The following is a 13945-nucleotide window of genomic DNA, read 5'->3' as shown; positions in this document are numbered from 1 at the left end:
ACACGACTGAAGCATTGGGCGGTTTGCATTGGTGTTGCTTTTGGTGCCGTGTACGGCGGTGCGGCGATGGCGCAGGTTTCCCTGCCGGACGCGGTGCGGCTGGCAACGGAACTTGACCCAAACATCACGGCCCTGCGCCAGCAGGTCGCAAGCAAGACCATCGGCGTTCAGGAAGAGCGTGATGCCTATTATCCCAGCCTCAGCGTGGCGGCAGACAGCGGCACGACCGACTCGAGCGGGCCGGGGATCACACTGACCGTTTCGCAGGTTCTCTATGACTGGGGGCTGATCCGCAGCAAGATCCAGGTGGCCTCGCAAGCACGAGTGCAATCCGTGTCCGAGCTGAAGATGGCGGTCGAGGGGCTGACGCTGCAGGTTGCCGAAACCTTCCTGGATGTCGAGATCGCCGAGCGCAAGATCCGGCTTACCCAGGATTACATGACATATGCCGGCCGGCTGGCCGAACAATCCGAGGCGCGGGGCCGGGCCGGGCTTGGAGATAACGGTGAAGTCGCGCGTGCCCGCCTTGAGATCGCGCGCGCCCGCGATCAGCTTTCGCGGTTGCAGTCGGACCGCGACATGAGCCTGATGCAGATCGAGTTCCTGACCGGCAGACCGGTTTCGAGCGTGGGGCGCCCGCCCGAAATCGGCTTTGCCCAGCATTACTCCAAGGGCGACAGGATTCTTGCTGCGGTGCGCATTGCCCCGGATTACATCTCTGCCCGTTCGATGGCGGATGAGGCCGCTGCCAAGGTGGATACGGCGCGTGCGTCGCGCCTGCCCACCATCAAGCTTCAGGCGCAGGGGCGCAAGGATCTGAATGGCGGACGCAGCCGCACCGCGATCGGCCTCTCTGCCGGTGTTGACCTGAACGCAGGCAGCTTCGGGGGCCGGGGAATCCAGGTCGCGCAACAGGATCTGAAGGCGGCGCAATCCTCGGTGCGGGCGGTCGAACGGCAGCTCAGCAACGTGGCCCAGACGGCGCTGCAACATCTCCAGACCCTGCGCGCCAACGAAACGTCGCGCGAGGCCCAGCTGGTTCAGGCGCGGCGGGTGCTGGACAACTACGAAGAGCAGTTCACCGCCGGCAAACGCGAGTTGATCGACGTGCTGACGACCGGTCGTGATCTTTACGACGCGCAGATCGACCAGGTCGATACCTATGATGAACGAAAACGTACCGAATACATCGCGGCGCACGATCTCGGAGTGCTCGGGACACTGATTCTACCGTTTGCCAGAACGCAGTGACCCTGGCCCGCGGTTTCGAAGGAGTTCGATGAATGTTTGACCAGGTCCATTCCGATCCCATCGTCGTTGGGCTTATCGAACTTTGCCGCGCCCAGGGCGTCGCGACCTCGCCCGCGCGCCTGACCAACGGACTGCCCATCGAGCCCGGTAAGAGGATGCCGATCGACCTGGCACCCATGGCCCTGCGCCGCATCAACATGAGCTGCCGTGTCTGCCGGGATCCGATCACCTCATTCCCGTCGCACAGTCTGCCGGTCCTGCTGTTCCTGAAAGACGGGCGCACCGTCGTTCTTGAGCAGTACAACAAGGTCTACGCCACGGTCATACTGCCCGAATCGGGCGGCGGCCGGGTGAAATGGTCGCTCGACGAACTCCACAGGCAGTGCGACGGCCGCGTCCTGGTGTCCAAGCCCGTCGATATCGTTTCCGATCGCCTGGATGAACCGAACCCCCACGGGCGGCACTGGATTCTCGGGCCGGTTCTGAAAAACTGGTGGATCTACCGCGATGTGGTGCTGGCCTCGTTCGCCGCCAATATCCTTGCCGTCGCGACCGCGCTTTTCTCGATGCAGGTCTATGACCGCGTGGTGCCCAGCAACGCCTTCGATACGCTTTGGATTCTGGCCAGCGGTGTCGGTCTTGCCATTCTGCTTGAGGTGCTGCTGCGGGTCATGCGTGCCTCTCTCATCGACATTTCGGGGCGCGACCTTGACCTGAAACTTTCCGCACAGCTGTTCGACAAGGTGGCGAACATGCGCCTTGCGCATCAGCCGAAGTCGACCGGAGTTTTTGCCAACCAGGTGCGCGATTTCGCCATGGTGCGTGAATTCTTCACCTCCGGAACGGTGACGGCCCTTTGCGACATCCCCTTCGTCTTGATCTTCATCGCGGTGATCTGGTGGATCGGCGGGCTGGTCGCGCTGGTGGCCGTGGTCGGGGTGATCCTGACCATATTGCCGGGTCTTCTGATGCAAAAAAGGCTTGCCCGTGCATCGCGCGAGAATGTCCGCGAATCCGCGGCGTTGAACGGTCTGCTGCTCGAAACCATCTCGAACCTTGAAACCGTCAAGGCCTCGCGCGCGGAAATGCGGCTGCAACGCACCCATGCACAGCTTTCGGCCACCATGGCCAATACCGCCGTGCAGACGCGCCACCTGACCAACCTTCTGGGCCAGACGGTCAGCAGCGTGCAGAAATTCGCCTATGCTGGCGTGATCATCGCCGGCGTCTACCTGATCAGCCGCGGCGATCTGACCGTGGGCAGCCTGATTGCCTGCACGATCCTGACCAGCCGGGCGATGTCGCCCATGGGCCAGGTGGCCGGTTTGCTGACGCGCTGGCAACAGGTGCGCGCCGCAATGGACGGGCTGGACAAGATCATGGGCCTGCCGGTCGAACGCCCGGCAGACCGACATTTCGTCCGGGCCTCGTCGCTGACGGGCAAGTACGAGATCGAGAACATGGTCTATCGCCATGATCCTCAGGCGCCGCCGGTGGTGAATATCCGCGATCTGAGCATTGCGCCGGGCGAGCGTATCGCGCTGCTGGGGGGGAATGGCGCGGGAAAATCGACCCTGCTGCGCCTGCTGGCCGGGCTGACCGACCCCGAAAGCGGCAGCGTGCTTGTCGACAATCTGGCCCTCGGCCAGATCGATCCGCTGGATCGTCGCCGCCAGATCGGATACCTTCCGCAGTCGGTTGCCCTGTTCCAGGGGTCTTTGCGCGACAATCTGCTGCTGGATCACAGCCTGCATTCCGACGACGAACTTCTCGAAGCGCTGGATCACGTCGGTTTGGGGAATTTCGTGCGTCGCCATGTCCGGGGGCTTGATCTTCAGATCCAGGGCAACGGCAATGTTTCGGGCGGACAGCGGCAATCCATCGGTCTTGCCCGGATACTGCTTCAGGACCCGAAGATCGTGCTGCTGGACGAACCGACCGCCGCCTTCGATCACATCACCGAAAGCAAGGTCATCGCCCACCTGAAGACCTGGCTGCAGGACCGGACCACCATCATTTCGACCCACAAGCGCGAATTGCTGAGCCTGACGGAGCGCACGCTGGTCCTGAAGGAAGGCAAGATCGCCCGTGACGGCGACCTGATGAAGATCCTCAACGCCGCGCGGGCCAACAGTGCCGCGGCCAAACCCCAGGTCAAGGTCGTGACATGAGCAATGCCGACATCTTCGACCCAAGCCATGTCGACGGCAGCTATCGCCGCCAGACCCTTGCCCGGGCGCGGCTGACGATCCAGACGGTGGTTCTTTCGCTTGTCGCGGCCATCGCCTGGGCCGCGGTTGCCGAGGTGAACGAAGTTACGCGTGGCGATGGCCGGGTCGTTCCGGCGCAACGCATGCAGACCATCCAGAGCCTTGAGGGCGGCATCCTTTCGGCACTCATGGTGCGGGAAGGCGATACCGTCCAGAAGGGCGAGGTTCTGGCCCAGCTTGACCCGACGCGCACAGAATCGGCCTTCAAGGCCACCGAAGCGCAGATCGAAACCCTTGTGGCAGAATTGGCCCGGCTCGAGGCGGAAGTGCTGGAACATCCGAAGCTTGATTTCGGCCCCACGCCTTCGGAAACCGAACGCGCCGAACTGCGCCTGTTCAACGCACGGCGAACGAAACTCGAAGCATCGCTTCTGGCGCTGGTTGGGGAACGCGACACCATCCAGGAGCAGATCGACATCACCGAACCGCTGGCCGAACGCGGTTCGGTCAGCCGGATCGACCTGTTGCAGCTTCAGCAGAAGAAGGCAGAACTGGACGGCAAGATCGGTGAAACCCGCAATGCCTATGTCCAGGACGCCTACAAGGATCTTGCGCAGCGCCGCGCCAAGCTTGGCACGCTGCAGCAGGAACTGGTGCAGAAGAAGGACGAATTGCAGCGCACAAACATCCGCTCGCCGGTGGCGGGCAGGGTGAACAATATCGCCATCACTACTCTGGGCGGCGTTGTTCAACCTGGCGAGTCGATCATGGAGATCACGCCGATCGATGACAAACTGATCATCGAAACAAAGGTTCTGCCGCGCGATGTGGCCTTCATTGCCCCCGGCATGCCGACCAGCGTAAAGATCACCGCCTATGATTTCTCGATCTATGGCGATCTTGAAGGCACCGTGGTGCAGATTTCCGAAGATACGGTCGAAGAGGAAACCCGCACCGGCACCCAGGATTTCTATCGCGTCATGGTCAGCACGGAGCTCAATTATCTCGAACGTTTCGGAGAGCAATACCCGATACGCCCGGGGATGGTTGCCCAGGTCGATATCGAAAGCGGCAAACGTTCGATCCTCAGCTATCTGACGCGCCCATTGCTGAATGCACGGCTGCGCTGACACGATATAGCTCTGTGACACACGAAAGATCTGAAAAGGAAGACCCGTGCCGGTAGTGACGAATTGCGGTATTAGAAGTTATGCGGCCCTTGCCGGAACGGCGACATTGGCCTGCGGTCTTCTGCTGGCTGGCCTGCAAGCGGCCGCGGCGCGCGAATTCCGCGCGGTCGAGGTGAGGGGCGCCGAATTCATCCCCGAGGATGATGTCCGCATGACCTGCGGTGCCATGGCGGGTGTCGATTATTCCTCCATCGATTTGCGGGCGATCGAGGATTGCCTGATGTCCACCGGTGTATTCGATTCGGTCAGGCTTTACCCCGAGGGTGATCTTCTGATCATCGAGGTGGCGGAAACGGATTCGCGCCCCGGACGTGTGGAGGGGACAATCTCATATGTGGCCCAGGACGGGCTGACGGCAGAGCTGTCGTTTGAACAGTACAATCTCTTTCCATCGACCTATGGCGCGTTGCACCTGATGTACAATACCGAGGTCAGGAGCTTTGACGCCAACCTCTATCGTACCGACATACGGGGCGAAGGTCTTGACCTTGGGCTGGACCTGATCGCACGCGAATCCGATTACGATGACCAGAGCTATTCCCACCGCAGCATCAGGTTTGAACCCTACCTTGCATGGATGCCGGACGATGATCTGCGGCTTGAGGCCGGTCTTGGCCTGCGCCAGCAACGGATGGGAAATGTCGATGCGAATGCCAGCGCTCTTGTCCGGCAAGAGGCGAAGGACAGCCAGAACACCGCGCCCTACCTGCGGTTCTCGCTTGATTTCACCAGCAGCACCGGGTTGGAGGGCGAGCGTGCCGACTGGGCACGTCCCGGATATTCGATCGCCCTCGATCAGTTCTTCTGGAACCTCGGCGGCTCGGACCCGCTGTCTGACACGCGGTTCGAGTTGCAGGCGCAACTGCCGATCAGCGAAACCCTGCGCCTGCAATCCGGCGTCCGGGGGGGCATGGTCAGCGGGTTGTCGGGCAATGCCACGCGCAGCATCGACCGCTTCTTTCCCGGTGCCGATACCTTTCGCGGCTTCGCGCCACGCGGGGTCGGCCCGCGTGACAGCGGCGACGCCCTGGGCGGGAACAAGTTTCTTGTGAGCTACGTCGAATTGCAGCGGGATTTCGGCGAGATTTTCGGAAGCGGTATGCGCGGGGGCATCTTTTTCGAAACCGGCGCTGCCTGGGGATTGGACGATACGTTGAACGGGCAGATCAATGATGGCTGGCAAAATCGCAGCAGCATCGGCCTTTCGCTCACTTTCGAGGTGGGGGAAACGCCCGTGGCCCTTTATGTCGCCGAGCCGCTGCGCAAACAGCCCGGCGACGAAGTCCAGGTCTTCGGCCTGGGTTTTACTGCACGTTTCTAATAGGTTTCGCCGCCGGACATCCGCCTTGCCCGGTTATCGACGGCCTGGCGGAACAATCGCATATAGCGCGGCGCGACCGAAGGCAGGCTGTATTGCAGCCGAGCCAGGAACTTTGCTTTCGTCGCATAGCGAAGGCGACGGGCCGGATCATCCTTGAGCGCCAGGATGGCATCGATCCAGGCGGTGTCGTCGTCCGGCAGCAGCATGCCGTTGATGTCGTTCTGGATAAGCTCGGACGCGTAGCCACGGTCAGGCGCCAGGACACAGGCCCCCCGCCCCAGGATTTCGACAAGCCCCCAATTGGCCACCCCGAACTTCAAGGGATAGAGAAACAGATCGATCCCGGCGATCTGCCGGGCGAATTGATCGTAGGGAAGTTTGCCGGGAAACCTGATAACCTCGGCCGCCCGGGGATAGACCTTCATCAGATGGTCGCGAAAGGTTTCGACTGCTCCGTCGTACTTGCGTTTGACCCATTGCTGCTCGTAGCCATAGGTCGTTCCGTCGGCACCACCCAGCGCCACGAACTCGGCCTCGACACCTTTTTCAACCAGCTTGTCCACAAGCCGGACATAAGTTTCAAAGCCCTTGGAACTGGAAAGATCCCGCGCCGAAAACCCGATGGTGAAGGGCCGGGGCGGTGCGTCGTCGACCGGCTGATCCTTGTCGGCCTCGAACTCGAACCCTTCAAGCTGCACCTCGATGTTTGACCGAAGCGCTTTCGGAAACATCTGTTTGGCGTGATGGCTGGGGCAGATCACCAGGTCGCTGCGGATCGCCTGATGCAGGTTCAGCATCTCGGTGTTCTTGTCGGCCATGCGTTGCGCCTGATCCGGCGGATAGGCGGGATCCCAGCCATGGGCGAAATAGCTTGGAAACTCGATATAGCTGACGATGGCGGCGTCGATTTCATCATACAGGAAATGCGGTGCCCCCCAGAGCGAGTGGCTGACCACCACATCGATCTTCTTTTTCTTCTCGAAAGCCTGCAAAGCCTTGAGAATGCCACGACCGATCCGCGCCGACCGTTCTACCTTGGCCGAGTAATAGTAACTTTGCGGTCCGATCACGGCGCCATCGGGTTTGAAGCCAAGGATGTGCTTGCCGCGATGGGCATTGCGCTCCTGATGCCCGGGCGTGGTCAGAAAATAGCTTTCGGCAAGCCCGGTTTCCCTCAGATAGTCGCACAAACGACCGAACTGCCCCGGATAGACCGCCCCCGTGAAGACAATTACTGGCTTTTGCATTTCGTCCCTTACCTTACCCCGTTGCAACCCGTCAGGCGCCGCCGTTCAGGGCGCCCGACCAAGGATACCTCCTTTGGTATAGGAAGAAAGGGCGGGGCTCAAATGGACTTTGGCATGCAACCGGGGTCGTGGACGGTCGGGGATCAGATCAGGTTCATGTCCCGGGCCACGATCACCGCCTGTGTGCGGTTGCTGGCTTCGAGTTTCGAGCAGATCGATTTCACATGCATCTTGATCGTCGGTTCCGCAAGGCCCAGAGCCTCGCCGATCTGGCGGTTCGCCTTGCCCTCGGCAAGATGGCTGAGCACATCCATCTCGCGCTCAGACAGGGGAATTTTCTGCGGCTCATTGGTGATGATGCGCTGCTTCTCGATCAGCTCGACGGGGATATAGCGCCCGCCTGCGGCCATGAACCGGATTTCGTTCGCAAAGTTGAGCAACGACGTGGTTTTCAGGACGATACCGCATCCCCCCGATTGCAGCACCTCGGCAACCACCTGCGGCGAGGGATGGCTGGTCAGCAGCGCCACGGGTTTGCCGGCGTTCTGCTCGATCGCCTTTCTCAGCCCCTCGACTCCATTCATGCCGGGCATGTTCAGATCCACGAGGACCAGGTCGAACGGCCCGCTTTCCTTGATGACTTCCAGTGCGGATGAAAGGTCGGGGGCGGTTTGCGCGCTCACGTCCGGAAGATTGCTGATGAAATGCGCAAACATTTCAAGAACCATCGCGTGATCGTCCGCAATGAGAATACGTATGGATGCAGCAGCCTTGGTCGTCATTTGATTGCTTCCACTTTTGGGAATGTCGTTGCCCGCTTCGGTTCCGGCCGGGGGATCGGCCCGTGTGACAAGCCTTTTGCGCAGGTCACGATTGTTTTTGATACATCTTCTTCGTCACGATCTGAACATAATTCAGGTAACACCACCGTGGGGTGACGCAAGGGTAGGGCGGTTTTGGGCTCTGGCCTCACGAAAGCAACGCCCGGATGGCTTCGGCTGTCTGGGTCACGGTCCGATCTGTCTGGTCCAGAAGTTCTGGCAGCCGGCCCTTGTCCCTTTCGACGGCAACCTCCAGCTGGCGCAGGCATTTTTCCAGTTGCGACAGCCCCGTCAGGCCACAGGCGCCGGTGGCGGCATGAAGCATTCGGGACGTGTCGTCGCCAATTCCCGAACTGCGAAGGGTCCTGGCCGCGCCTTCCGCTTCGGCCAGGGCGCGATTGAGAAAACTTCCCGCGCCGTCGCGCCCCAGTTCGGACATCAGGTCGCCGACCACGGACTGCTCCAGCAGGGAGCTGAGCCTTGCGAGGTTCTCGGCGCGGGTCGGGGCAGGGGCGGTGGGCGCTTCGGCAACGGGCTGTGCCGAAAGGACGTCTTGCAGCACCGCGCAGAGTTTTGCAGGCCTGATCGGTTTCTCCAGGATCCGGAGCATGCCTGCCTCAAGACAGGCCCGGCGGATCTTTTCATCCACATGGGCTGTCAACCCGACGATCCGCCCCTGCCAGGCCAGTTTGCCTGTTTGTGCTGCCTCTCGCACGCGCCGTGCCAATTCTATCCCGCTCATGTTGGGAAGGGTCACATCGGTCATGATCAGGTCGAACATGGCGCCCGGTCTGGCGCGGGCCAGTAGTGCCAGGGCCTCGGCGCCGCTTTTCGCGGGCTGCACCTGCGCACCGGTTTCGCGCAGAACGTGGGTTAGCCAATCTCGGCTCGACGGGCTGTCTTCAACCAGGAGGATCAACCGACCCGCCAGGTCGGTCCTTGCGTCGGGTCCGTCGGTTGCGCCGCTTGACGGGTCAAGCGGCGTTTGCGCCTTTGCCAGGTCAAGGCTGAAGGCGGCGCGCAGAATGGTACCGGTGACGGTCTCACCGGGCTTCTGGGTCGGGCTGTCCATTTCGCCCCGGTCAAGCACGTCAAGCCGCCCGCCAAGTTGCATCAGGGCATGGGCGAGAACATTCAGCCCGCCCGCTGGCCGGGTTCTCTCGCCCGTCTGGCCGTTTGCTCCGGCATGGCCAAGGGCCTGGCGCAACCGCTGCTTCTGTGCCTCCGGCAGGCCGCCGCCCAGATCGCGCACCTCAAGCACGACGCTCAGCTTCTGTGTCTCGCCGCGTTGGACATCAAGAGTTGGGGGCAGAAGCGAGGTGGTCAGTTCGATATCGATAGCCGGCCCGCCATATTTCACCGAGTTGTCGATCATGTTCTGAAACAGGGCGCGCACGAAACGAACGGGGCCTGTCACCTGACTGTCCCCATCGGCGTGTATCGTGGACCGCAGCTTGGCGTCACGGGCCCGCGCAATCGGGCGCATGATTTCCAACAGCCCGTCCAGTTCCTCGGCCAGTGAAAATGTCTCGTCCGGTTGCAATCCGCCCACCGCCTGCTCTCCGCGAATCACAGCGAGAACATTGCTGACATGGTCGAGCGCGAGATCGGCGGCGCGGCGCAGCTGACCCAGGTCCACGTCGTCGCGCCGCTCGGGGTCAAGCAGGGCTTCGGCGCTGGCCAGAAGGGATTGGATCGGTGTTCTGAGATCGTGGGAGACACGCATGAGTGTCGAGGCGCGGGCGCGGTTGCGCAGCCAGGTTGCCTCCTGATCGGTTTCCGACAGCCGCAGGAGATAGCCCGCCGAACGACCGAGGGGAAGTTGGACAAGCTCACCCTCAAGCGCCAGGTCATCCACGTCCAGCGAAACGATCGCGCTTCCCGCGCGCCTTGCCCGCGCGCAGATCGAGGGCCAGTCAAGCATGGCGCGCAGCCGGTCCGCCGTGAGGCCCAGCCGGTTGGCCGGGGTGTTGGCCAAAAGTACCTCGGCCGTTTCCGTGGCCAGGACGACCGCGCGCCGATCCGTGGCGATCATCCGGGCAATGGCCTGGAGAACCGGCCGGACGGTCGCCGCGTCGTCGCCGCGAATCGCGGTTCTGGCCCGTTCGGATGGGATGTCGGTTTGAGAAACATGCTCAGTCAAAGGCGATTCGGGCCGCGTTCTTTCCAACCGATGTCTCCCCGCTGAAATACGTGGGACTCACCGCGCGAGTGCGGCGCAAACCCCTGGTTTCCTTGTTGCCGGTCCAAAACCGACGGAAGTTGGTCTGGCAGGATGTCCTAGCAAAAGGCGTGAATGAAGTACAGGTTCACTGCAAACTGCCGAATTTCCTGACCTTGCATGGTTATTTACTTTCGTATGTATTGGATACAAACTAAAGGATGCTGTAAAGTACTTTAGTATCCAACATGCCTTCGACCGGCAAAACGCAAGGATTTGACCAATGGCTGATATTCGACTTCAGGCAGGCCCGACGGCCGACGTGAGCATTGCCTTCAACCGCGGCGACATCGCCCGCTACCAGAAATCCGGTCAGGATCTGGTGGTGCAGTTGAATGATGGCAGCAAGATTACAATCAGCGATTTCTACGCGCCGGCGGCCGATGGGTCAGCCCATCGCCTGATGTTCGCAGACGGCAGCTTCAGCGGCGTCGAAGGGACGGACACCGACGAGGAAGCAGCGGGGCTGGGCCTTGCCATACCGGATGAGGCCCTTGCCGCCGGTGCCGCTACCCTTCTCGGTGGAGCCCTCGCTGCCTCTGGGGGATCTGATGGCGAAGGTTCTGACGGAACGGACGGCACCGATGGAACCGATGGCACTGACGGGACGGACAGCACCGACGGTACGGATGGCACTGACGGTACGGATGGCACCGATGGGACGGATGGCACGGACAGCACCGACGGGACGGATGGCACCGATGGGACGGACGGCACCGATGGCACGGACGGCACCGATGGGACGGACGGCACCGACGGTACGGACGGCACCGATGGGACGGACGGCACCGATGGCACGGATGGCACCGATGGCACGGATGGCACCGATGGGACGGACGGCACCGACGGCACGGACGGGACCGATGGCACGGATGGCACCGACGGGACGGACGGCACCGATGGAACGGATGGGACCGACGGTACGGATGGCACCGACGGCACAGACAGCACCGACGATACGGACATGAGCGACCAGGGCTTGCTCGATCCGATCCTTGCAGATGGTGGCTTGCTTGGGGACATTACTGGCAACGATGGGCTGCTGGGTGACATCACCGGTTCCGACGGCTTGCTGGGCGAGTTGATCGGCAACGAAGGCGCCCTCGGTCAATTGACAGGCGAAGACGGCCTTGTCGGTGATCTTCTCGGGTCTGGCCTGCTGGGCGATGGCGGCGAAGACGGCGGGCTGATCGGCGGAATCCCCGTTCTGGACGGGCTTATCGGGGAAGGCGCGGGCGTACTGGATCCGGTCATCGGCGATGGTGGACTCCTTGGTGACCTCACCGGCAACAATGGTCTGCTTGGTGCTGTTACCGGTTCCGAAGGACTGCTGGGCGATCTTGTTGGAAACGACGGCGTTCTGGGGCAATTGACAGGTGAAGACGGCCTTCTCGGAGGCCTGCTCGGCACCGGTTTGCTGGGTGACGGCGACGGGTCCGGCGGCGCTCTGGGCAATGTGACCGACACGTTGCTGGGCGAAAACGCGGTGCTGGACAATCTGATTGGCGAAGGGGCCGGAGTGCTTGATCCGGTGATCGCCGATGAAGGGTTGCTCGGGTCGGTGACCGGCAATGACGGCCTTCTGGGTGACGTGACCGGTTCCGAGGGCTCACTTGGCGATCTCATCGGCAATGACGGCGCCCTTGGCGAGGTGACGGGTGAGGACGGCCTTGTCGGCGATCTGCTGGGCACCGGTCTGCTGGGTGACGGCGACGGGTCCGGCGGTGCTCTGGGCAATGTGACCGATACGTTGCTGGGCGAAAACGCGGTGCTGGACAATCTGATTGGCGAAGGGGCCGGAGTGCTTGATCCGGTGATCGCCGATGAAGGGCTGCTCGGGTCGGTGACCGGCAATGACGGCCTTCTGGGTGACGTGACCGGTTCCGAGGGCTCACTTGGCGATCTCGTAGGCAATGACGGCGCCCTTGGCGAGGTGACGGGTGAGGACGGCCTTGTCGGCGATCTGCTGGGCACTGGTCTGCTGGGTGACGGCGACGGGTCCGGCGGTGCGCTGAACGACCTGCTGGATCCCATCCTGGGCGAAGGTGGGCTGGTCGACAGTGCTCTCGACACTCTGAGCACTGGCAATCTTCTGGCCGGGCTTGACGCTGTTGCTGACGACATCTGACCTGATTGCCGCGCTTTAAGGGCAAACGTGAAAAGAATGAAGAATGCCCCGGGAAACCGGGGCATTTTTTGTTTTCCGCCTGATTCCCTGCCGCCCTGCGCCCTGTGTCTTTCCGGACAGTCGAAAGCCAGCGCCCATTTCTATGATGCGCAGAGGCAACAGGGCTTTGGCATATGCCGCCAGTTTCGGTGCCTGAGGTTATCCCGATATCCCCGCGCGCAATGAGATTGCTTCCATTTTGTGCACGATCCCAGGTCGCAAAGCAGATTGGGCATTCATTGGCGTTCACTGCAAAAGTTTGTTGACTTCGCAGCCTTTCGTCTGGTTAGTACATACTTAAGTTTGTCTACCAGACTTTCGATATTTCACACAGAGCGCTCCTAGGCCATGAGAGGACAGAATCCATGTCAGAAAAGGTGATCCAGGCTGGACCCGCAATCGGCATCAGAATTAATGCGGTTTCGAGCGATATTGCCCGCTATTCCCGCCAAGGGGATACGTTGATCGTCGAGTTGAAGAATGGCGACCGTATCCTGATCAATGATTTCTATACACCGGCCGAGAACGGCTCGCTTCACAGCCTGATCCTTGGCGATTCGACGGACAGCGGCATTCGCGGCGAACTTGACGGCGAAGGCGGCCTTGGCCTGTCGATGGAGGATCAACAAGCCGCAATGGCTGCTCTTGTCGGGGCCGGGGGTCTTGGCCTGGCAATGAGCGGTGGCAGCAGTGGTGATCCCGACAGCACCGATGGTACGGACGGCACCGATGGGACGGACAGCACCGACGGGACGGACGGTACCGACGGGACGGACAGCACCGATGGTACGGACGGCACCGACGGGACGGACAGCACCGACGGGACGGACGGTACCGACGGGACGGACAGCACCGATGGTACGGACGGCACCGACGGGACGGACAGCACCGACGGGACGGACGGTACCGACGGTACGGACAGCACCGACGGCACTGACGGCACCGATGGTACGGACAGCACCGATGGGACGGACAGCACCGACGGGACGGACGGCACCGACGGAACGGACAGCACCGACGGGACGGACGGTACCGATGGTACGGACGGCACCGATGGAACGGACGGCACCGATGGTACGGACAGCACCGACGGTACGGACGGCACCGATGGGACGGACGGCACCGAGGGTACGGACAGCACCGACGGAACGGACAGCACCGACGGAACGGACGGCACCGATGGTACGGACAGCACCGACGGAACGGACAGCACCGACGGTACGGACAGCACCGACGGGACGGACAGCACCGACGGGACGGACAGCACCGATGGGACGGACGGCACCGACGGGACGGACAGCACCGATGGGACGGACGGCACCGACGGGACGGACAGTACCGACGGGACGGACAGCACCGACGGGACGGACGGCACCGACGGAACGGACGGCACCGATGGTACGGACAGCACCGATGGGACGGACGGCACCGATGGTACGGACGGCACCGATGGTACGGACAGCACCGACGGAACGGACAGCACCGATGGGACGGACAGCACCGAGGGGACGGACAGC

General features: G+C 62.0%; 9 protein-coding genes. 6 read left to right on the top strand and 3 right to left on the bottom strand.

The features are described from left to right. The first annotated feature begins 66 nt into the window (after window positions 1-66). From H7828_RS11255 to H7828_RS11240, 4 genes are read left to right on the top strand one after another with little or no spacing between them, the layout of a single operon-like run. Window positions 67-1251 carry a TolC family protein gene (locus H7828_RS11255; protein WP_226781132.1) on the top strand — a complete coding sequence of 395 codons (1185 nt, stop codon included), beginning with the start codon at window positions 67-69 and terminating at the stop codon, window positions 1249-1251. A 32-nt stretch (window positions 1252-1283) separates the two neighbouring features. Further along, window positions 1284-3422, top strand: a complete 2139-nt coding sequence (locus H7828_RS11250; RefSeq protein ID WP_226781131.1) for a type I secretion system permease/ATPase — start codon at window positions 1284-1286, stop codon at window positions 3420-3422. Further along, on the top strand, window positions 3419-4591 hold the full coding sequence (locus H7828_RS11245; protein ID WP_226781130.1) for a beta-barrel domain-containing protein: 1173 nt from the start codon (window positions 3419-3421) through the stop codon (window positions 4589-4591). The genes H7828_RS11250 and H7828_RS11245 overlap by 4 nt, the downstream gene beginning before the upstream one ends. Window positions 4592-4637: 46 nt before the next feature. After that, on the top strand, window positions 4638-5972 hold the full coding sequence (locus H7828_RS11240) for a BamA/TamA family outer membrane protein (RefSeq protein ID WP_226781129.1): 1335 nt from the start codon (window positions 4638-4640) through the stop codon (window positions 5970-5972). On the opposite strand, the gene H7828_RS11235 is transcribed toward H7828_RS11240, so the two are convergent. The 3 genes from H7828_RS11235 to H7828_RS11225 form a co-directional block, all read right to left on the bottom strand. Then, complete coding sequence (locus tag H7828_RS11235) at window positions 5969-7219, bottom strand: glycosyltransferase (RefSeq protein WP_226781128.1); 1251 nt, start codon at window positions 7217-7219, stop codon at window positions 5969-5971. The genes H7828_RS11240 and H7828_RS11235 overlap by 4 nt on opposite strands. A gap of 143 nt (window positions 7220-7362) precedes the next feature. Then, on the bottom strand, window positions 7363-8001 hold the full coding sequence (locus tag H7828_RS11230; protein ID WP_226781127.1) for a response regulator transcription factor: 639 nt from the start codon (window positions 7999-8001) through the stop codon (window positions 7363-7365). 187 nt (window positions 8002-8188) lie between these two features. Then, window positions 8189-10075 carry a response regulator gene (locus H7828_RS11225; protein WP_226781126.1) on the bottom strand — a complete coding sequence of 629 codons (1887 nt, stop codon included), beginning with the start codon at window positions 10073-10075 and terminating at the stop codon, window positions 8189-8191. Between the two features lie 409 nt (window positions 10076-10484). Between H7828_RS11225 and H7828_RS22725 the strand changes: the two genes are divergently transcribed. Together H7828_RS22725 and H7828_RS22720 are read left to right on the top strand one after the other, a co-directional pair. Beyond that, the gene (locus tag H7828_RS22725) at window positions 10485-12389 is read left to right on the top strand and encodes a BapA/Bap/LapF family prefix-like domain-containing protein (RefSeq protein ID WP_245398680.1); all 1905 of its coding nucleotides are present in this window, start codon (window positions 10485-10487) and stop codon (window positions 12387-12389) included. 404 nt (window positions 12390-12793) lie between these two features. After that, the coding region (locus H7828_RS22720; RefSeq protein WP_245398679.1) for a BapA prefix-like domain-containing protein at window positions 12794-13945 on the top strand (1152 nt) is incomplete at its 3' end.

Origin of the sequence: Oceaniglobus trochenteri (assembly GCF_020529025.1) — a bacterium.
Lineage (GTDB): Bacteria > Pseudomonadota > Alphaproteobacteria > Rhodobacterales > Rhodobacteraceae > Oceaniglobus > Oceaniglobus trochenteri.
This window is presented reverse-complemented; position numbering and strand designations above follow the sequence as displayed.